The organism is Streptomyces sp. NPDC089915, from assembly GCF_040684675.1.
Taxonomy (GTDB): Bacteria; Actinomycetota; Actinomycetes; order Streptomycetales; family Streptomycetaceae; genus Streptomyces.
Map to the genome: position 1 here is coordinate 1 of NZ_JBFBGN010000009.1, position 19,200 is coordinate 19,200.

A 19,200-nucleotide genomic window follows, 5' to 3' on the forward strand; every position below is an offset into this window, starting at 1 on the left:
GCCGGCGGGGCCGGAATGGCCCCGCCGGCGGAGTCCTACGCGCGGACCAGGGACAGGACCTCGTCGCGGATCTTGGCGAGGGTGGACTCGTCGCGGGCCTCGACGTTGAGGCGCAGGAGCGGCTCGGTGTTCGAGGGGCGGAGGTTGAACCACCAGTCGGCGGCGGAGACGGTCAGGCCGTCGAGCTCGTCGAAGGTGACGCCCTCCTGGCCGGCGTAGGCGTCCTTGACCGCGGCGGTGCGGGCGGCCTGGTCGGCGACGGTGGAGTTGATCTCGCCGGAGCCGACGTAGCGGTCGTAGGAGGAGACCAGCTCGGAGAGCGGTCCCTCCTGGCCGCCGAGGGCGGCGAGGACGTGGAGCGCGGCGAGCATGCCGGTGTCCGCGTTCCAGAAGTCCTTGAAGTAGTAGTGCGCGGAGTGCTCGCCGCCGAAGATCGCGCCGGAGGTGGCCATCTCGGCCTTGATGAAGGAGTGGCCCACGCGGGTGCGGACGGGGGTGCCGCCGTTCTCGCGGACGACCTCCGGGACCGACCAGGAGGTGATCAGGTTGTGGATGATCGTGCCGGTGCCGCCGTTGCGGGCCAGCTCGCGGGCCGCGACCAGGGCGGTGATGGCGGACGGGGAGACGCCCTCGCCGCGCTCGTCGACGACGAAGCAGCGGTCGGCGTCGCCGTCGAAGGCGAGGCCGAGGTCGGCGCCCTCGGCCTTCACGCGCTCCTGGAGGTCGACGATGTTCTTCGGGTCGAGGGGGTTGGCCTCGTGGTTCGGGAAGGTGCCGTCCAGCTCGAAGTACATCGGGACGAGGTCGAGGGGCAGGCCCGCGAAGACGGTGGGGACGGTGTGGCCGCCCATGCCGTTGCCCGCGTCGACGACGACCTTCAGGGGGCGGATGGCGGTGAGGTCCACCAGGGACTTGAGGTGCTCGGCGTAGCCGGGGAGGCTGTCCAGCTCGGTGACGGTGCCCGGGACGGTGCCGGCGGGGACCTCGGGGGCGCCCTCGTCGGTCCACTTCTCGGCGAGCTCGCGGATGGTGGCGAGGCCGGTGTCCTGGCCGACGGGCGCGGCGCCGGCGCGGCACATCTTGATGCCGTTGTACTGGGCCGGGTTGTGGGAGGCCGTGAACATGGCGCCGGGCAGGTCCAGCTTGCCGGAGGCGTAGTACAGCTGGTCGGTGGAGCACAGCCCGATGAGGGTGACGTCGACGCCGCGGGCGGCCGCGCCGCGGGCGAAGGCGGCCGACAGGCCCGGCGAGGAGGGCCGCATGTCGTGGCCGATGACGATGGCGCTCGCGCCGGTGACCTCGACGAACGCAGCGCCGAACAGTTCGGCCAGCGGCTCGTCCCACTCGTCCGGTACGACGCCGCGTACGTCGTAGGCCTTGACGATGTTCGAAAGATCTGCGGCCACTGCCTGCCCTCCTGAGGATTCCGTGCGGTGGAGCAAACCTACCTTGTACGGAGAGTGGCTTTTCAGACGATCTGCGTGTCAGGAGTCGGGCGAGCGGAGGACGCGCAGGTGTCCGCGACGCGTCTCGCCGGACGCCGGGGCGCCCCCGCCGGAGCCGCCGGCCTCGGCCGCGCGCTCGGGCGGACGGGCCGCCTCGCGGACGGCGTTGGCCAGCGCTTCGAGGTCGTCGCCGCTGCGGGCGGACGGGCCGGAACCGTCCGACAGGCGGACGACCTCCCAGCCGCGCGGGGCGGTCAGGCGCTCGGAGTGCTCGGCGCACAGGTCATAGCAGTGGGGTTCGGCGTAGGTGGCGAGCGGGCCGAGAACTGCGGTCGAGTCGGCGTAGACGTACGTCAGTGTGGCGACGGCAGGGCGGCCGCACGCGGTGCGCGAACAGCGACGTACAAGGCTCACGACGTTGGACGGTACCGCACTCTTGACCGGGCCGCGACGACTCGCCCCCCGGCCACTCCCCCGTGTCGCCTCCGCCGGGTGGTGACGAACAGGGGCAGCGAGTCCGTAATGGTGCGCGATCTTGGCCGGATCGTTCGGGGTGTGACACCGGTGCGACACCAGGTCGTGACCGGATCGAGGCCGTGGCGCGGCCCCGTGCGGGGGCTACGCTGCCGGGGTGACGGACAGTTCGCTTCCTCCCCTCCCCGGATCCGACGCCCAGGCCCCCCGGGAGCCCCGGCCCCGGCGGCGCGACCGGCACGGCCGCGGGATGCGCGGGCCGCTGGCCCCGCCCCAGGTCCCGCTGTCGGCGAGCCGGTCCGAGATCTTCGGCGACCTCGTACGGGATTCCGTGGAGCGGCTGGAGCGGCGCTGGCCGCAGCTGGACGAGGTGGAGTTCGTGATCGCGGACGTGCCCGGGCCGCCGGGCGGTCCGGACGCGGGCTGGAACGACGAGGCGGTGCCGCTGGGCGGGCTGGTGGAGGCCCGCGACGGGCGGCCGGCGCGGATCGTGGTGTTCCGGCGGCCGGTGGAGATCCGGGCCAAGTCCCGCGACGAGCGGGCGCTGCTGGTGCACGAGATCGTCGTGGAGCAGGTGGCGGAGCTGCTGGGGCTGTCCCCGGAGACGGTCGACCCCCGGTACGGGCAGGACTGAGTCCGCCGCGCCGGGGGCCGGGCCGGGGGTTCAGCGGAGCAGGACCGAGGGGTCCTCGACGGCCTCGGGGACGGAGACCCGGGAGTGGTCGTCCGCGAAGGTCTGGACGGTGAACATCGGGATCCCGTCCTGCGGCAGGGTCAGGGTGCGGGCCGCGTGGACCGGGCCGCCGGAGAGGGTCTCGACGGTCAGCGCGTAGGGCCCCTTGCCGCCTGAGGGGGCCGGTGCCGGGGTCAGCGCGCGGGTGGTGCCCGCCTTGAGGGTGAGTTCCTGGACGGCGGCCGTGCCGCCCTCGGTGCCCGGGGAGGCGGTGACGCGGACCTTGGCGTCGGCGCCGGCGGCGGTGAGGGTCAGGGTGGTGGCCTTGTCGTCGGGGCGGGCGTCGGCGACGGTGGCCCGCTCCCCGACCGGGGGGCTCGCCGGGATGAAGGCCACCTCCTGCTTGGCGCCGGTGCCGCGGACCACCCGCAGCGCCGCCACCACGGGGACGGGCTTCTTCGGGTCGGCGGGGGCCAGGAGCAGGGAGCCGGCCTCGCCGCGGGTGATGTCGCCCAGGTCGACGGAGGCGGTCATACCGGCCTTGACGTGCAGCTGTTCCTTGCCGGCGGGGCTGATGGAACCGTTCGCGCCGGACAGTTTCACGGTCAGGTCGGCGTCGTCCTCGCCGGGGGCGAAGGCGACGAGGCGGACCGAGGCGGCGTCGGCCGGGATGCCGGGCAGGACCAGGGAGCCGGCCGGTCCGGCGGAGGCCGGGAGCCAGTCGGAGCCGACGCCGTCCTCGGCGATCTGCGTGGAGGCGCCGACCCGGCCGGAGCCGGTGGTCACGTGCGCGGTGACGTCGGGGAGCTGGGCGTCGGCGGCCAGGGGGGCCAGCCACACCTTGGTGGTGGAGTGGGGTTCGACCGTGATGACCGAGTCGGCGGTGCCCGGCTTGGGCTTGAGCAGGCCGTCGGGGCCGTAGAGCTTGATGTCCACCTCGGCGACGGTGTCGTCGGGGTTGGTGAGGTGCACGTAGTCCTGGCGGCCCTTGGCGGTGCTGACGCCGGGGAACCAGAAGTCGGTACCGGGCGCGGTGCAGGCGAGCCCGAGCAGGCCGCGCGCCTGCCCGACCGCGACCTTGGTGGTCTGCTGCGCGGTCCAGCCGGGGGCCAGGGCGCCCTGGGCCGAGCCCGTCAGCGCGGGCGCCTCGGCGCCGGAGGCGGTGGCCGTGACCGGCCTGCCGGGCTCCTTGGGCTCCAGGACGGCCTTGCCCTCACGGGTGGCCAGCCGGGCCGTCCCCTTGCCCGCCGCCCGGCCGGGGGAGGCCGGGGTGAGGGAGGTGTAGGTGGTGTCGGCGATGTCCGAGGAGCTGGGGGCCGGGCAGACCAGCACGGACCGTTCCACCGGCATCCGGGCGGCGGCCGCGCGCCGGGCGTCGGCGGCCGGGGCGGCGGCGGGGGCGGTGACGAAGGCCAGGCCGCAGGCGGCGGCGAGGGCCGCGGTCACGGCCGCGAGCGTCAGGGGGGCGCGCTGCTTCACGGCTGGGGGCTCCCGTCCGGACGCGGGTGGTGCTGTCCGTAGGTGTCGTACTGCTGGGGCTCGTACTCGTACGGCTGGGGCTGCTGCTGGTGCGGGAAGGGCTGCTGCTGGGCGTAGGTCCCGCCGTACCCGGGCTGCTGCGGGTACGGCGGCCCGCCGGCCTGCTGCTGCCCGTGGCCGGGGTCGTACGGGGCCTCGTAGCCCGGGGAGCCCGGGGTGTACGGGGCCTCGTGGCCGGGCTCGTACGGGGGCGTGCGGCCCGGCTCGTACGGGGCCGCGTACGGGGTCTGGTGGCCGGGATCGTACGGGGGTTCGTAGGCGTAGGGCTCCTGGTAGGCGTACGACTCCTCGCCGTACACCTGCTGCGCGGGGATCTGCGCGTACGGATCGGCGAGGGCCTCGGCCGGGCCCGCCTCCGGTTCGGCGGCGGGCGGCGCGCTCCGGCGGCGGGCGCGGCGGCCCTGCCCGGCCTCGCCGCCGTCGGCGGTGGCCGGCTCCTCGGGGAGGTCGTCGTCGAGGCGGGCGCGGCGGCCCGGCAGGGCCATCACCAGCAGCACGAGGGCGAGCAGGCCCTGCGCCCAGTGCCAGGCGTCGCGGGCGGCGGAGTCCTGGTGGACGAGGTCGAGGCGGCCGCCGCCCGGGGGCAGCCGGAAGCCCTGCGCCCAGCCGTCGAGGGTGACGGGGGTCAGGGGCCTGCCGTCGAGGGTGGCCTTCCAGCCGGGGTCGGCGCGGTCGGCGAGGCGCAGGGTGCGGCCCTCCTCGCCGGCCGGGACCTTCGCGCGGGCGGCGACGGGTCCGGCGTCGACGGCGATGGGGGCCTGGCCCTGCTTCGCGGGGACGATCGTGACGCGGGCGGGGAGCCGCTGGACCTCCCAGACGGCGGTGCCGTCGTCCTGGTGGTGCTGCTTGAGGCCGGGGGTGCCGTCGAGGATCCGCCGCAGTGCGACGGGCCCGCCGGGCGGGATCATCACGTAGCGGACGGCGAACGCGGCGAGCTGCTCGGACTGGTCGGCCCCGGAGCCGGAGACCAGGCTGGAGACGGCCTTGGTGAGGCGGGGCTCGGGGCCCGCCTCGGCGAGGACCTCGGCGTCGCCGAGGCCGACGCCGCCGCCGCGCACCAGGGTGTAGGAGACGGTGGCGGGCGAGGTGCCGCCGAGGACGAGGGTGCGGGTGCGGTTGCTGTCGTCGGACTGGGCGGCGACGAAGGCGGGGACCTGGACGGGGTCGCGCCGTCCCAGGGGCCCGTCGGCTCCGGCGACCGTCCAGACGGCCGCGGCGAGCAGCGGTCCGGCGGCCGCGGCGAGGGCGACGAGGGCGGCCAGCGGCTGGCGCCAGCCGAAGCTGCGGGCGGCGACGCGCTCCTTGGCGCCGTCCGCGCCGAGCACGGCGGCGGCGATCAGGGCGAGCCCGTAGAGGAGGGCGGCGGGGCCGGCCCAGCCGGTGCGGTTCAGCAGGACGGCGAGGAGCAGCCCGGCCAGCGCGGTGGTCCAGGCGGTGGCGATGGCGAGGCGGCGGTCGGCGCGGAGCAGGGCGGCCAGGGCGGCGATCAGGGTGCCGGCGAGGAGCAGTCCGCCGCCGGTGCCGGGGCCGCCGGGGTTGGCGGTGAGCAGGCCGAGGGGGGTCGCGGAGCCGCTGCCGTAGGGCAGTCCGGCCTCGCGCAGCAGGCGCGCGGGGTGGGTGAACAGGCCCAGGGACCAGGGGGCGAGGACGAGGACGGGTACGGCGAGGGCGGCCAGCAGCCGGGGGGCGTACGTCTTCCAGCGCGCGCGGCGCACCAGGACGGCGGCGGCGCCGAGGGCGGCGGCGAGCGGCCAGGCGACCGGGGTGAAGGCGGTGGCCAGGGTCAGCAGCAGGGTGTACGTCCACACGGCGCGCCAGGTGCCGGGGGTGTCGCGGTCGGCGAAGCCGAAGGCGGTGACGGCGGAGCGGGCGAGGAGGGGCAGCAGGACCGCGAGGACGGAGGTGCCGAGGCGGCCGCCGGCGAGGGCTCCGGTGACGGCGGGGAGGAAGGCGTAGGCGACGGCGGCCCAGGCGCGCAGCAGCCTGGATTCGACGAGCGGCCGGGAGGCGAAGTAGGCGGTGAGGCCGGCGAGCGGGACGGAGCAGACGAGCAGCAGCGCCAGGGCGGCCTTGGTGGAGCCGAGGAGCAGGGCGGAGAGGCCGGCCAGGACGGCGAGGTAGGGGGGTGCGCCGGCGGTGGTGCCGGTGCCCGCGGGCTGCCAGTCGACGGTGTAGCGGTGCCAGAGGCCGAGGGCGTCCGCGGGGGCGGGCAGCAGGGCGCCGCCCATGAGGGTGCCGCCGCCGATCAGGGCGCGGCAGGCGGCGAGGGAGACCAGCAGGAGCAGGGCGAACAGGACGGGGGCGGGCTTGCGGGCGATCCGCTTGAGCCGGGAGAACTGTTCGATCTCCAGGTAGTCGGCGTCGTCGCCGCCGGGCCCGGATTCGACGGCGCCGCCGTGCCGTCCGCCGGGGGCGGTGTCGGCGTCGCCGCCGGAGCCGAGGTAGGCGGCGAGCTGTTCGGCGCTCGCGCGCAGGGTGGCGCCGGGCGGGGGGAAGAGGGGGCGCAGTTCGGCGGCGGGGACGGCGGTGCGGCGGCGGGCCTTGCGGGCGGCGAGGATCCGGCCGGGGCGCAGCAGGGTGGCGAGCAGGCCGGTGAACTCGGCGGCGGCCTGGCCGGGGGCCTTGCCGATGAGGTAGCCGAGGGTGCGCAGGAGGGTGCCGAGGACCAGGCGCAGCAGGACGTAGGGCAGGGCGCGGCCGGGGGTGTTGGCCAGCAGGGTGTGGACGGCGCCGGCCTTGTCGACGCGGTGGGGGTCGACGGCGGAGCGGCCGGCGCAGTCGACGGTGCGGCGTTCGCGGGCGGCGGCCTCGGCGTGGCGCAGGACTGCGTCGGGGGCGACGAGGACGGTGTGGCCGGCGCTGTGGGCGCGCCAGCAGAGGTCGACGTCGTCGCGCATGAGGGGCAGGCGGCGGTCGAAGCCGCCGAGGGCGTCGTACACGTCGCGGCGTACGAGCATGCCGGCGGTGGAGACGGCGAGGACGGGGCGGACCTGGTCGTGCTGGCCCTGGTCCTGTTCGCGGCGGTCGAGGCCGGTCCAGCGGCGGCCGCCGCGGGCGATGGTGACGCCGGCTTCGAGGAGCTGCTTGGTGTCGTACCAGCCGCGGAGCTTGGGGCCGATGACGGCGGCTTCGGGGTTCTGGTCGGCGACGCGCAGGAGTTCGGTGAGGGCGTCGGGTTCGGGGGCGCTGTCGTCGTGGAGGAGCCAGAGCCACTGGACGGGTTCGCCGTGGGGGAGGTCGGGGAGGTCGTACGCGTCGTCGCGCCAGGTGCGGCTGACGGGGTCCCAGCCGCTGGGGCGCTGGAGGTAGGGGAGGTCCTCGGGGGTGAGGGTGCCGGCGCTGCGGGCGGCCTCGTCGACGGCGGCGCCGAATCCGGTGCGGCGGGCGAGGTGCAGGACGTGCTCGTCGCCGAGGGCCTCGGCGAGGAGGCGGGCGGAGGCGTCGGAGCTGCCGGTGTCGGCGGCGACGTGGGCCTGGGCGGGACGTTCCTGGGCGAGGAGTCCGGCGAGGGTCTGGGGCAGCCAGCGGGCTCCGTCGTGGGCGACGAGGACCGCGGTGACGACGTGCCGGGGGAATTCGGGGGTGCCGGCGGCCTGGTGGGAGACCGGCGAGCTGCTGTGCGGGGACATCGCGGTACGGGCCCTCCGGCCTGGGGATCCGGGGGTGCTGTGCCCTCGGAGGCTGCTGGACAGCGCCCCACACTAACGGCTGGGAAGGGGCGGGTCCGCCTCCTGCGGAGAAGGCCCTGAACGCGACGGTCCGCCTCCTGCGGGGAAGGTGCGGGAGGCGGACCGTTTGCTCTGTGCCGTGTGCTGTTCGGCGCTCTGCGGAGCGCGGTTGACCGGGGGTCGTGGCCGGTGTGTCGTGGCCCGTGCGGTGCGGCCGGTTTCAGACCGCGGCCTTCTTCAGGCGGCGGCGCTCCCTTTCGGACAGGCCGCCCCAGATGCCGAATCGCTCGTCGTTGGCGAGGGCGTACTCAAGGCATTCGGAACGGACCTCGCAGGCGAGGCAGACCTTCTTGGCTTCGCGGGTGGAGCCGCCCTTCTCGGGAAAGAAGGATTCGGGGTCGGTCTGGGCGCACAGAGCGCGCTCCTGCCATCCGAGCTCCTCGTCCGCCTCCTCGACCAGCAGTTCCTGAAACAGCTCGGTCATGTGCGCCCCTCGCTCTGTCTGTGCGTCCCCGTGGTGTTGCCGTTACCGATCGCCGGGTAACGACACGAGTGAAATTACAAGTGTGTGTCTTCTGCCCAGTCAAGCCGAGATCTGCTATTGGGCGCCTTATTCACTCTGCGGAACCAAGCCTATACAGAAAGTGTTCATATCGCCAAAAATCGTGACAGAAGGCACTGGCCTTCGCCGAGTGGAGCCCTCATCCCTGGGCGACGCGTCACTCCGTGGAGGGGTTGCAATCCGGCCGAAGATGCGGCGCGGATCACATTCCGGTCACGACTTGGCGTCGGGAGGTTTGAGCGCGGCTCCCGCTGGTGTGCGTGGTGCGGCACATGCCCGGGGGCGGACTGCACAAACCTTTCTCCGCGGACAGTAACCGGATGAGGTGAAACTTTCCTCATAAACCGGACATTGGGTTGACAGTCCGGCCCTCCGCCCGGTCTCCTTGTCTGCATGTCAGCGCCCGCAGCCACCACCCGGACCCCCATTCGTGGGTTCCTGTGCGCTGCCCAGGTTCGCTGTTGCTGTTGCGGCTGTTGATGCCCCCGGAGCCCCCGGCTCCCCAGAGCACCGGCCATCCCCCCACAGCAACCGCCCCGCACGACTGACATACGTCGAGGACACCCCCACGATGAACAGCGCCCCCGCTCACCCCGCCGCCGCTTCCACCGTCGCCGCCCCCGCCGTCACCGCCGCCCGCGCCGAGGCCCCCGCCCCCACCCCCGTCGAGAGCGACCTCCAGATCGCCGGCGACATCCTGGCCGTCCAGCACCTCCTCCAGCCCGCCCGCGAACACCCGGCCACCGTCGCCGAGTTCGCCGGCCTCGCCCGCTCCATCGCCGAGGACCGCGCGAGCTGGGAACACCTGGTCCGGTACGACGCCACCACCCGCTGGTACCACCGCCTGCGCACCGGCCCCGGCTACGAGGTCTGGCTGCTCAGCTGGGTCCCCGGCCAGGGCAGCGGCCTCCACGACCACGGCGCCTCCTCCGGCGTCCTCACCGTCCTCGACGGCGAGCTCACCGAGCACACCCCCCGCGGCCGGCTCACCCACCGCCCCGGCACCCAGCGCGTCTTCGCCCCCGGCTACGCCCACGAGGTCGTCAACGACACCCTCGAAGGAGCGGTCAGCCTGCACGTCTACTTCCCCGGCCTGACCGAGATGCCGATGCACGGCTGCTCCCCGGCCCACCGGGAACAGGTGTCCGCCTGACAGACTGCGCTGCATGCGCATTGTTGTTCTGGCCGGCGGTATCGGCGGCGCCCGTTTCCTCCGCGGACTCCAGTCGGCGGTCCCCGACGCGGAGATCACCGTCATCGGCAACACCGGTGACGACATTCACCTGTTCGGGCTGAAGGTCTGCCCCGACCTGGACACCGTGATGTACACCCTCGGCGGTGGCATCAACGAGGACCAGGGCTGGGGCCGCACCGACGAGTCCTTCACCGTCAAGGAGGAACTCGCGGCGTACGGGGTCGGACCCTCGTGGTTCGGTCTCGGCGACCGCGACTTCGCCACCCACATCGTCCGCACCCAGATGATCGACGCCGGCTACCCGCTCAGCGCCGTCACCGAGGCCCTCTGCGACCGGTGGCGGCCCGGCGTCCGCCTGCTGCCCATGACCGACGACCGCGTCGAGACGCACGTCGCCGTCAACGACCCCGACACCGGCGAACGCCGCGTCATCCACTTCCAGGAGTACTGGGTCAAGCTCCGCGCCTCCCTCGACGCCGAGGCCGTCGTCCCCGTCGGCGCCGAACAGGCCAAGCCCGCACCCGGCGTCCTGGAGGCCGTCGCGGCCGCCGACGTCATCCTCCTCCCGCCGTCCAACCCCGTCGTCTCCATCGGCACCATCCTCGCCGTCCCCGGCATCCGCGAAGCCGTGGCCCGGGCCTCCGCCCCCGTCGTCGGCCTCTCCCCCATCGTCGGCGGAGCGCCCGTACGCGGCATGGCCGACAAGGTCCTCGCGGCCGTGGGCGTCGAGTCCACCGCCTCCGCCGTCGCCCTGCACTACGGGTCCGAACTGCTCGACGGCTGGCTCGTCGACACCTCCGACGCAGACGCCGTCGACACCGTCACCGCCGCCGGCATCCCCTGCCGGGCCGTACCGCTGATGATGACCGACACCGAGACCACCGCCGCCATGGCCCGCGCCGCACTGGACCTCGCCGGGCACGCCCGGTGAGCACGCCCTCGTACGAGGTTCGCGCCCTCCCCGGGATCCCCGAGGTACGGCCCGGCGACGACCTGGCCGGGCTGATCGCCGACGCCGCGGCCGGCCTGAGTGACGGGGACGACCTGCTCGACGGGGACGTCCTGCTCGTCACCTCGAAGATCGTCTCGAAGGCGGAGGGCCGGATCGTCCGGGCCTCCTCCCGCGAGGAGGCCATCGACGCGGAGACCGTACGGGTCGTCGCGCGCCGGGGCCCGCTGCGGATCGTCGAGAACCGGCAGGGGCTGGTCATGGCGGCGGCCGGCGTCGACGCCTCCAACACCGAACCCGGGACCGTCCTGCTGCTCCCCGAGGACCCCGACGCCTCCGCGGCCGCCATCCGCGCCGGGCTGCGGGCCCGGCTCTCCGTCGACGTGGGCGTCGTGGTCACCGACACCTTCGGCCGGCCCTGGCGCGCCGGACTCACCGACGTCGCCATCGGCGCGGCCGGCGTCCACGTCCTCGACGACCTGCGCGGCGGCACCGACGCCCACGGCAACCCGCTGAGCGCGACGATAGTGGCCACGGCCGACGAACTCGCCGCCGCCGGGGACCTGGTCAAGGGCAAGGCCGCCGGACTCCCGGTGGCGGTCGTCCGCGGGCTCGGACACCTGGTGGGCGCCACCGCCACCGCCCGCGACCTGGTCCGGCCGGCGGCCGACGACATGTTCCGGCTCGGCACCTCGGAGGCGGTACGGGAGGCCGTCACCCAGCGCCGCACCGTGCGCTCCTTCACCGACGAGCCCGTCGACCCGGGCGCGGTACGCCGCGCGGTCGCGGCGGCCGTGACCGCCCCGGCACCCCACCACACGACGCCCTGGCGGTTCGTCCTGCTGGAGTCGGAGGCCTCCCGGCGGGAACTGCTGGACGCGATGCGGGACGCGTGGATCGCGGACCTGCGGGCCGACGGCAAGTCCGAGGAGTCGATCGCGAAGCGGGTGCGGCGCGGCGACGTCCTGCGGGGCGCGCCCTACCTGGTCGTGCCGTGCATGGTCACGGACGGGGCGCACGACTACGGGCACGCGCGGCGGGACGCGGCCGAGCGGGAGATGTTCGTCGTCGCGATGGGCGCGGGCGTACAGAACTTCCTGGTCGCGCTGGCCGGGGAGCGGCTGGGCTCGGCGTGGGTGTCCTCGACGATGTTCTGCCGGGACGTGGTGCGGAAGGTGCTGGGGCTGCCCGAGGGCTGGGACCCGATGGGCGCCGTCGCGGTGGGCCACCCGGCCGCCGCTCCGGCGGAGCGGGCGGGGAGGGCGGCGGAGGACTTCATCGAGGTGCGGTAGGGGCGTTGCGGTGCGGGGGTCGGCCCGTCGTCCCGCCGCGGTGGTCGGCCCGGTGCTCAGATGCGGCCGATGTCGTTCCGGTACATCCGGGGGGCGCGGCGCGGCGGGGTGTGGCCCGCCAGGAGGATGAGGCGGGCCGCGCGGTGGCGCTGGCCCGCGTACGGGGCGAGGAGCTCCAGCATCTCCGCGTCGTCGGCCTCCCGGTTGCCCGTCAGGGCGTAGCCGATGATGCCGGGGAGGTGGAGGTCTCCGGTGGTGACGGCGTCCGCCGCGCCGTTGCTGCGCTGGAGCGTCTCGGCGGAGGTCCACGGACCGACCCCGGGCACGGCCTCCAGCCGGGCGGCCGCCTGCGGCAGCTCCATCGCGGCGGCCTCCTCCAGCCGGCCCGCCACCCGGGCGGCCCGCACGATCGTCCCGGAACGCTTCTCGTCCACCCCGGCCCGGTGCCAGTCCCAGGAGGGGATCAGCGCCCAGGCGCGGGCGGACGGCATCACGTACAGGTCCGGCCGACCGGTGTCCGGCCCCGGAGCCGGCTCCCCGTGCTGGCGCACCAGACGGCGCCAGGCGCGGTAGGCCTCGTCGGAGGTGACCTTCTGCTCCAGGACGGTCGGGATCAGCGACTCCAGCACCAGCCCGGTCCGGGTCAGCCGCAGGCCGGGACGACGGCGGTGGCTGGCGTGCACGAGGCGGTGGCGGGGCACGAAGGCGGCGGGATCGTCCTCGGCCCCGAGCAGCACGGGCAGCCCGTCGAGCACCCAGTCGGCCCCGGGCCCCCACGCCTCGGCGTCCACCCCGTCGGGGGTGACGGCGACCCGTAGGGTGGCCGGCCCGGCGGGCGTCCGGGTGGCCCGCCAGACGGAGCCGTCGGGGGTGGCCCGGAAGGTCGGGTCGCCGGGCCCCCGGCGCAGGGGCCCGAGCACGAGGCCCAGATCGACGGCCCCGCCCGGCTTCCAGAGCCGGCGCGTCCCCCCGCCGACGACCACCCCGCGCCCCGCGGGCACGGGCGTCCGCCCGGCCCGGAGGTCGGTACGGGTAAGGGGGCGGGGGTCGAAACGGCCGGCCATGCTTCGAGGGTAGCGGCGGGGTAGGACAGCGGGCCGGTCGTCGGGGCCCGCCATCTCCCCCGCGAGGGGTCGGGGCCGGGCGGTGGCTGCCCACCCGCCTCCCCGGGTGCGGGTGGGTGGGTGGGCATCGGCACCCCGCTGGGCGGGACTGGGACAGTCGGCCGGGACCGGGGAGGGGCGGGGTCACACTCAGCGGTCTCAGGGAGGGCTGGGGGCTTCCCGCCAGTCTCATCGTCCTTCCGCGTCGGGCCGGCCTGTCAAGGGCGCTCCTTCGTCGCGTCGCTTCGCGATCGCCTACGGCGACCCTTGACAGACCGACCCGCCACGAAATGCCGAAGACTGCCGGGAACCCCCCAAAGGAACGGGACGGACGTTCCTTGCACACACGGCGGCATCAGCGATGAGCCGAGCCGTCGGGACACGGCAAGCCGGGCATCCGGGCCGCCATTAGGTGCAATCGGCGCCAGCCCACGCATCAGATCGCTACGCGCTTCTCAATTCTCAGCGTCCGGCGGCCGTCTGGGGCCGCTACCCGCACGAAATGCCGAACCGGCCGGCATCCGGGGCCGGGGGGCGCGTCAGATCGCTACGTGCTTCTCCCGTCTCAGCGTCCGACGACCGCCTTGGGCAGTTCTCATTCCTTGGCCCAGAAGGCGGCCTCGACCGTCCAGACCATCTGCCAGGGTGGGACCGGCAGCTTGTCCATCACTGACCGGGCTCCACAGCGGCTGCCGCCCGCCGCAGGCGGCTGTACTCGGCCAGGAGTCTGGCGGACTCCTCGGGATCTTCAGAGCACGAGGCGCGAGCCTCAAGGCCGTGCAGATGGGCCTCCAGGGCGGGGTCGCGGGAAATGGCGTACTGGGTCCACCACAGCCGCATGAACGCGGGCACGGAAGCGAGGCTGGGGGTATCTCCGATCGAACGTCGCCAGCAGGTTTCGAAGTCCGGTAGGAGGTGAGGGGCGTGCTCCTGGATGGCCAGACACAGGGCCTGAGGTGTGCGTTCAGGCATCTGCGGGATGCGCTGGCCGTGGACTGACGTCACGATCCTTCAGCCTCCTCGGGCGCCCCGGACGAACAGAGGTGATGCGCTGGCCGAGGAAGGGTAACCGTAGCCGCTCGCTCTGGGGACAGGTCCTCGCCGTCGTGCCCACGACCGCTCGCCGAGACCGTGCCGTCTACCTCGCCCGGCACGCCACCTCGGCAGCCAATGCCCGGGAACCCGATCACGCGGTCGCGATCGCCCGCGAGGCCGTCGACATCGCCATCGAAACGAGATCAGCACGCATGGTGCGTGAACTGCGCATCCTGGAACGGGCGATGCTCCCATGGCACGATGCCCCCGTAGGCCGAGATCTCACGGAGATCCTGGCGCCGGTTGGCAAGGGGAGCTGACATGGGCGTACCGACGGTGTTGTCCGACGAGGAGATCGCCGAGAACCTGGCCGACCTGCCCGGCTGGGAACGCAAGGGCGACGAGATCACCCGCACCTACGAGATCCGGTACCACGCCGCCGTGGCGGCCATCGTCACCATCGCCGACCGGTCCCGCCGTGTCCAGCACCACGCGGACCTCGACCTGCGCATCGACCACCTGCGGGCGACCATCACCACCCACGACGCGGGCCACCGCCTCACCGCCGCCGACTTCGACCTCGCCCACCGCATCGACGCCATCGTCGCCGTCCACCAATCCCTCCCGTTGAACTGACCCAGATCGCGATCACAAGGCCACACCGTCGCGGAGGCGGACGCCACTCCGCTCGTCATGCGGTGCAGGTATCAGCCCAGGGCGGGCGGCGGACGCCGAGATGACAGGAGCGCGTAGCGATCTGCTGCGCCCACCGGCCCCGGACGCCACTCTGATCGGCTTTTGGTGCGGGTAGCGGCCCCAGACGGCCGCCGGACGCTGAGACGAGCGAAGCGCGTAGCGATCTGATGCGTGGGCTGGAATGGACTGCTGTTTGCCTCTGTCAGGGCCGGATGTGTGGTCTGCCGTGTCCCGACCGCCCGGCTCATCGCTGATCCCGCCGTATGTCCAAGGAACATCCGTCCCGTTCCTTTGGGGGGTTCCCGGCAGTCTTCGGCATTTCGCGGCGGGACGGTCTGTCAAGGGTCGCCGAAGGCGATCGCGAAGCGACGCGACGAAGGAGCGCCCTTGACAGGCCGGCCCGACGCGGAAGGACGATGAGACTGGCGGGAAACCCCCAACCCTCCCTGAGAACCCTCTGCTTGGGCCCCGCCCCTCCCCGGTCCCGGCCGACTGTCCCAGCCCCGCCCAGCGGGGTGCCGATGCCCACCCACCGCCCCGCACCCGGGGAGGCGGGTGGGCAGCCACCGGCCCGCCCCGGCCCCTCCCGGGGAGATGGCGGGCCCGCCGCCCCGCCCCCTACCGTCCCTGGAGCTTGGCCGAGGCCGTTCTCGTCGGGGGGAGCTGGTTGTACAGGAGGCGGCCCGGGCATTCCGTGGCGAAGCCGTCGCGGTGGCCCGAGATGACGTTCAGCTTGACGTTGGTGCCCTTCTTGTAGAGGTTGCCGCCGCCCGACTTCAGCGTGGTCTTCGCCCGCGGGTCCGCCCCGAACAGGCCGAGCTTCCATGCCGTCAGGCGGGCCACCGCGTCCACCGCCGGCTTCGGCGGGGCCGTCGAGGAGAAGGTGCCGATGACCGCGACGCCCATGCTGTCCGCGTTGAACCCCATGGTGTGGGCGCCGAGCACCGCCTTGGTGACTCCGCCCGCGCGGCCCTCGTAGACCGTGCCGCACTTGTCGACGGCGAAGTTGTAGCCGAAGTCCCGCCAGCCCTCGCTGACCACGTGGTAGCGGTACAGGCTGCGCAGCACCGCCGGGGCGTCCGTGCAGGCGTAGTTGTTGCCGGAGGCGGTGTGGTGGACGAAGGCCGCCTTGACGGTGCTCGTGTAGACGAAGCCCGGTTCGCGCAGGGACTCGTCCGCGCCCCAGCCCCGACGGGTGACGATGCGCGGGCGCGGGCCGATGTACGGGCGGGCGGCGGCGGCGAGTTCGCCGTCGGCGGCGATCGCGTCGGCGGTGGAGTCGGCCTTGTCGAGGGCGCCGATCTCCAGTGCGCCGAGCGGGGCGTGCGGGACGTTGGCGGCGGAGGATTCCGCCGCCTCCATCGACATCGCGGGGAGGGTGGCGGCGACGTCGCCCTTGTCGTCGTCCGGGGGGATGTGCGAGGGCGCGGAGGACGCGCCGTTCTTGCCGTCCGGGGAGGTCTGCGGGCGGCCCGAGCCGGGGTCGACGAGCTCGATGCGCAGGCCCGACGGGAGGTGGCCGGGGGCGGCAGCGGCGCGGGTGGGGGCCTGGGCGTTCTCCGCCTGGACGCGCACCTCGACGCCGTCGGAGGGGCCGACCCACAGCGGGGCGCTGGCGCCGCGGAGGCGGCCGGTGCCGCGTTCGGCCGCGTCGGGGTCGGCGGCGTGTTCGCCGTTGTGGGTGTCCACGTCCTGCCAGTCGGACCAGGCGCCGGTGCCGACGGAGCGGGTGCGGACCTGGACCCGGCCGCCGAGTTCTGCGGCGGCGTCGTCCCAGACGACCCCGACCAGCGAGAACGTCTTGACGTCGCGCGGGGCCAGGCCGCGGGTCTCGGCGAGGCCCGGTGAGGTGCTCATGCCGGGGACGCCGGGGATCCGGGCGGCGGAGGAGGGGCCGAGGGGGACGAGGGGCAGTGACTGGGTGGACCCCGGTACGACGGGGACCGCCTCGGCCAGGGCCGGAGTGGACAGCGAGAGCGGCAGCGCCAGGGCGGCGGCCGTCACGACACCGATCGAGGAAGCAAGGAATCCGCGCATGGAAGCGATGCTGGGCACAGCCACCACGAAGCGCCATCGGAGAACTGACGCACCGTCCGACGGCGCGCCGGGCGCGCCTCCCCTGGACGGGCGAGCCGCCGCCCCCCGTACGGGGGAGGGCGCCGCGTACGCTGGGGCGGGTGAACGCCACTGACCGCACCCCTGCCGACCTGCTGCGATCCGCGCTCGCCGCCGATCCGGGCCGCCCGCTCGTCACCTTCTACGACGACGCCACGGGCGAGCGCGTCGAATTGTCCGTCGCCACCTTCGCCAATTGGGTGGCCAAGACCGCCAATCTGCTCCAGGGCGACCTGGGCGCCGAGCCGGGTGACCGGCTCGCGCTGATGCTGCCCGCGCACTGGCAGAGCGCCGTGTGGCTGCTCGCCTGCGCCTCCGTCGGGGTGGTCGTGGAGATCGGCGGGGATCCCGCCGACGCCGATCTGGTGGTGAGCGGGCCCGACACACTGGAGGAGGCCCAGGCCTGTTCCGGTGAGCGGGTCGCGCTGGCGCTGCGTCCGCTGGGCGGGCGGTTCCCGCAGCCGCCGGCCGGGTTCGCGGACTACGCGGTGGAGGTGCCGGGGCAGGGTGACCGGTTCGCCCCGTTCGTCCCGGTGGACGCGGACGGGCCGGGGCTGGTGGTCGGCGGCGAGGAGCTGTCGTACGCGGCCCTGGTGGAGCGGGCCCGCGAGGACGCGGGCAAGCGGGGGCTGGGCGAGGGCGCCCGGGTGCTGTCGGGGCTGGGCTTCGACGGCTGGGAGGGGCTGGCGGCGGGTCTGTACGGGCCGCTGGCCGTCGGCGGCTCGGTGGTGCTGTGCCGCAACCTGGACCGGCTGGCACCGGAGGCGCTGGCCCAGCGGGTGGAGAGCGAGCGCGTCACCCACACCGCGTAGGCCTCACGGGGCGGGCCCGCACGACGCGGACCCCACCGCGCAGGGCCTCACGGCGCAGGCCACACCGGGCAGGCCCGCCCCCTCAGCCCCACATGGCGTAGCCCCCCCGCCCCGGCCCCCGCGATCTGTCACCCGCATGGGTCTAGACAGCCCCCTCCCCCCGGGCCGCGCGCCCCGCCCGGGTGGAGTATCGCCACAGGCCGTGCGTCACCCGTACGGCCCGTAGCCGGTGCGGTGGAACCGTGGCTGGCGCGGCGAGGGGACGGTGCGCGAGTGAGGGACGGCGCGGGCATACCGGATGACGCCGGGGCGGCCGCGGGCGCGGGCGCGGGGAAGCCCCCGCGCGCCCGCCGGCGGCGCCGGCTGCTGCGCTGGATCGGGCTCGGGGCCGTCCTGCTGGTCCTGGCGGGGGCGGCGGCGGGCTGGTGGCTGTACGCGAAGCTCGACGGGAACATCACCGAGGACACCTCCGCGGCGGCCGAGCTGCGGCGCTACGAGCGCGAGCGGCCGGCGCACTTCGCGTCGGGGGCCCAGAACATCCTGCTGATCGGCTCTGACTCGCGCTCCGGGACGGGGAACGCGGGCTACGGGCAGGACGGGGGCACTCAGCGCTCGGACACCACGATCCTGCTGCACCTGCCGGCGGACCGGCGCAGCGCGACGGCGGTGTCGATCCCCCGGGACCTGATGGCGGAGGTGCCGGAGTGCCTGGGGGCGGACGGCTCCCGCACCGGGGACCGGTTCGCGCAGTTCAACTGGGCCTTCCAGTGGGGCGGGGCGGCCTGCACGATCCGTACGGTCGAGAAGATGACGGGGATCCGGATCGATCACCACATGGTGGTGGACTTCGGCGGGTTCAAGAAGATGGTCGACGCCGTCGGCGGGGTGGAGGTGTGCCTGCGGCGGCCGGTGGACGACTCCGAGGCGCACCTGCGGCTGCCCGCGGGCCGGCAGGTGCTGGGCGGGGAGCAGGCGCTGGGTTTCGTCCGGGCCCGCTACAGCCTGGGCGACGGCAGTGACACGGAGCGGATGGAGCGCCAGCAGCAGTTCCTGGGGTCGCTGTGGGAGAAGGTGAGCAGCAACGGGGTGCTGCTGAACCCGGCGAAGCTGTATCCGCTGCTGGACGCGGCCACCTCCTCGGTGACCACCGACCCGGGTCTGGCCTCGTTGCGGGGGCTGTATGAACTCGTACGGGGTGTACGGGACATACCGGCCGACCAGGTCAAGTTCCTGACGGTGCCCCGTCGCCCGTACGCGGCGGACCCGAACCGGGACGAGCTGGTGGAGCCGGACGCGGCCCGGCTGTTCGAGCGGCTGCGGGCGGACCGGCCGGTGACGGTGACCGCTCCGGAGCCGCCGCCGAGCCCGGATCCGGAGCCCGCGGGGGCTCCCCGGGACGGTTCCGGGGAGGGCTCGGGCGAGGCGGCCGGTGACGGTTCGGGCGGCCCTTCGCCGACGGGAAGCGGAACCTCGGCGGGGGTCACACCCGCCCCCACCTTCACGGGAACCACGGCGGGCACGGCCGACTGCCGGTAAAGCAATCCAAAAGCTGCCGGGTGAACCGAGCCGGATGAGCGCTTTGGCCCGTTATAGGGGGAGTGGATTTTGTCACCGGCATGGTTTGCGGCTGACCTGGCCGGAT

At 74.4% G+C, this 19,200-nt stretch carries 15 protein-coding genes; 8 read left to right on the forward strand and 7 right to left on the reverse strand.

What is annotated here, in order from left to right:
• Positions 1-35 precede the first annotated feature (35 nt).
• Together AB0O29_RS04725 and AB0O29_RS04730 are read right to left on the reverse strand one after the other, a co-directional pair.
• Positions 36-1,406, reverse strand: coding sequence for a phosphomannomutase/phosphoglucomutase (locus AB0O29_RS04725; RefSeq protein ID WP_365146079.1), 1,371 nt, complete (start codon positions 1,404-1,406; stop codon positions 36-38).
• 78 nt (positions 1,407-1,484) lie between these two features.
• Positions 1,485-1,859, reverse strand: a complete 375-nt coding sequence (locus AB0O29_RS04730) for a DUF3499 domain-containing protein (RefSeq protein WP_365146082.1) — start codon at positions 1,857-1,859, stop codon at positions 1,485-1,487.
• 217 nt (positions 1,860-2,076) lie between these two features.
• Between AB0O29_RS04730 and AB0O29_RS04735 the strand changes: the two genes are divergently transcribed.
• Entirely contained in the window at positions 2,077-2,553 is a 477-nt protein-coding gene (locus tag AB0O29_RS04735; RefSeq protein ID WP_365146085.1) for a metallopeptidase family protein, read from the forward strand.
• A gap of 30 nt (positions 2,554-2,583) precedes the next feature.
• On the opposite strand, the gene AB0O29_RS04740 is transcribed toward AB0O29_RS04735, so the two are convergent.
• The 3 genes from AB0O29_RS04740 to AB0O29_RS04750 form a co-directional block, all read right to left on the reverse strand.
• On the reverse strand, positions 2,584-4,071 hold the full coding sequence (locus AB0O29_RS04740; RefSeq protein ID WP_365146088.1) for a DUF5719 family protein: 1,488 nt from the start codon (positions 4,069-4,071) through the stop codon (positions 2,584-2,586).
• Positions 4,068-7,760, reverse strand: coding sequence for a glycosyltransferase (locus AB0O29_RS04745; protein ID WP_365146091.1), 3,693 nt, complete (start codon positions 7,758-7,760; stop codon positions 4,068-4,070). The genes AB0O29_RS04740 and AB0O29_RS04745 overlap by 4 nt, the downstream gene beginning before the upstream one ends.
• A gap of 259 nt (positions 7,761-8,019) precedes the next feature.
• Positions 8,020-8,283: a WhiB family transcriptional regulator gene (locus tag AB0O29_RS04750; protein WP_003983763.1), complete on the reverse strand. Its 264-nt coding sequence runs from the start codon at positions 8,281-8,283 to the stop codon at positions 8,020-8,022.
• Between the two features lie 649 nt (positions 8,284-8,932).
• On the opposite strand from AB0O29_RS04750, the gene AB0O29_RS04755 reads away from it, so the two are divergent.
• Genes AB0O29_RS04755 through AB0O29_RS04765 form a run of 3 tightly spaced genes read left to right on the forward strand, consistent with a single transcriptional unit; the run spans position 8,933 to position 11,797 of the window.
• Complete coding sequence (locus AB0O29_RS04755; RefSeq protein WP_365146094.1) at positions 8,933-9,514, forward strand: cysteine dioxygenase family protein; 582 nt, start codon at positions 8,933-8,935, stop codon at positions 9,512-9,514.
• A gap of 13 nt (positions 9,515-9,527) precedes the next feature.
• Positions 9,528-10,487, forward strand: a complete 960-nt coding sequence (gene cofD, locus AB0O29_RS04760) for a 2-phospho-L-lactate transferase (RefSeq protein WP_365146097.1) — start codon at positions 9,528-9,530, stop codon at positions 10,485-10,487.
• A complete protein-coding gene (locus AB0O29_RS04765) occupies positions 10,484-11,797 on the forward strand; it encodes a coenzyme F420-0:L-glutamate ligase (RefSeq protein WP_365146100.1) in 1,314 nt (437 codons plus the stop codon). The genes cofD and AB0O29_RS04765 overlap by 4 nt, the downstream gene beginning before the upstream one ends.
• 56 nt (positions 11,798-11,853) lie before the next feature.
• On the opposite strand, the gene AB0O29_RS04770 is transcribed toward AB0O29_RS04765, so the two are convergent.
• Positions 11,854-12,861 (reverse strand): DNA-3-methyladenine glycosylase 2 family protein, encoded by a 1,008-nt coding sequence (locus AB0O29_RS04770; RefSeq protein WP_365146103.1) that lies wholly within the window; start codon positions 12,859-12,861, stop codon positions 11,854-11,856.
• Positions 12,862-14,006: 1,145 nt separating this feature from the next.
• Between AB0O29_RS04770 and AB0O29_RS04775 the strand changes: the two genes are divergently transcribed.
• Together AB0O29_RS04775 and AB0O29_RS04780 are read left to right on the forward strand one after the other, a co-directional pair.
• Positions 14,007-14,255 carry a hypothetical protein gene (locus AB0O29_RS04775; protein WP_365146106.1) on the forward strand — a complete coding sequence of 83 codons (249 nt, stop codon included), beginning with the start codon at positions 14,007-14,009 and terminating at the stop codon, positions 14,253-14,255.
• Position 14,256: 1 nt separating this feature from the next.
• Complete coding sequence (locus tag AB0O29_RS04780; protein WP_365146109.1) at positions 14,257-14,571, forward strand: 4a-hydroxytetrahydrobiopterin dehydratase; 315 nt, start codon at positions 14,257-14,259, stop codon at positions 14,569-14,571.
• A 678-nt stretch (positions 14,572-15,249) separates the two neighbouring features.
• On the opposite strand, the gene AB0O29_RS04785 is transcribed toward AB0O29_RS04780, so the two are convergent.
• Positions 15,250-16,668, reverse strand: coding sequence for a peptidoglycan recognition protein (locus tag AB0O29_RS04785; protein WP_365146112.1), 1,419 nt, complete (start codon positions 16,666-16,668; stop codon positions 15,250-15,252).
• A gap of 140 nt (positions 16,669-16,808) precedes the next feature.
• Between AB0O29_RS04785 and AB0O29_RS04790 the strand changes: the two genes are divergently transcribed.
• Positions 16,809-17,558 carry a TIGR03089 family protein gene (locus tag AB0O29_RS04790; RefSeq protein ID WP_365146115.1) on the forward strand — a complete coding sequence of 250 codons (750 nt, stop codon included), beginning with the start codon at positions 16,809-16,811 and terminating at the stop codon, positions 17,556-17,558.
• A gap of 273 nt (positions 17,559-17,831) precedes the next feature.
• On the forward strand, positions 17,832-19,094 hold the full coding sequence (locus AB0O29_RS04795) for an LCP family protein (protein ID WP_365146117.1): 1,263 nt from the start codon (positions 17,832-17,834) through the stop codon (positions 19,092-19,094).
• The last annotated feature ends 106 nt before the right edge of the window (positions 19,095-19,200 follow it).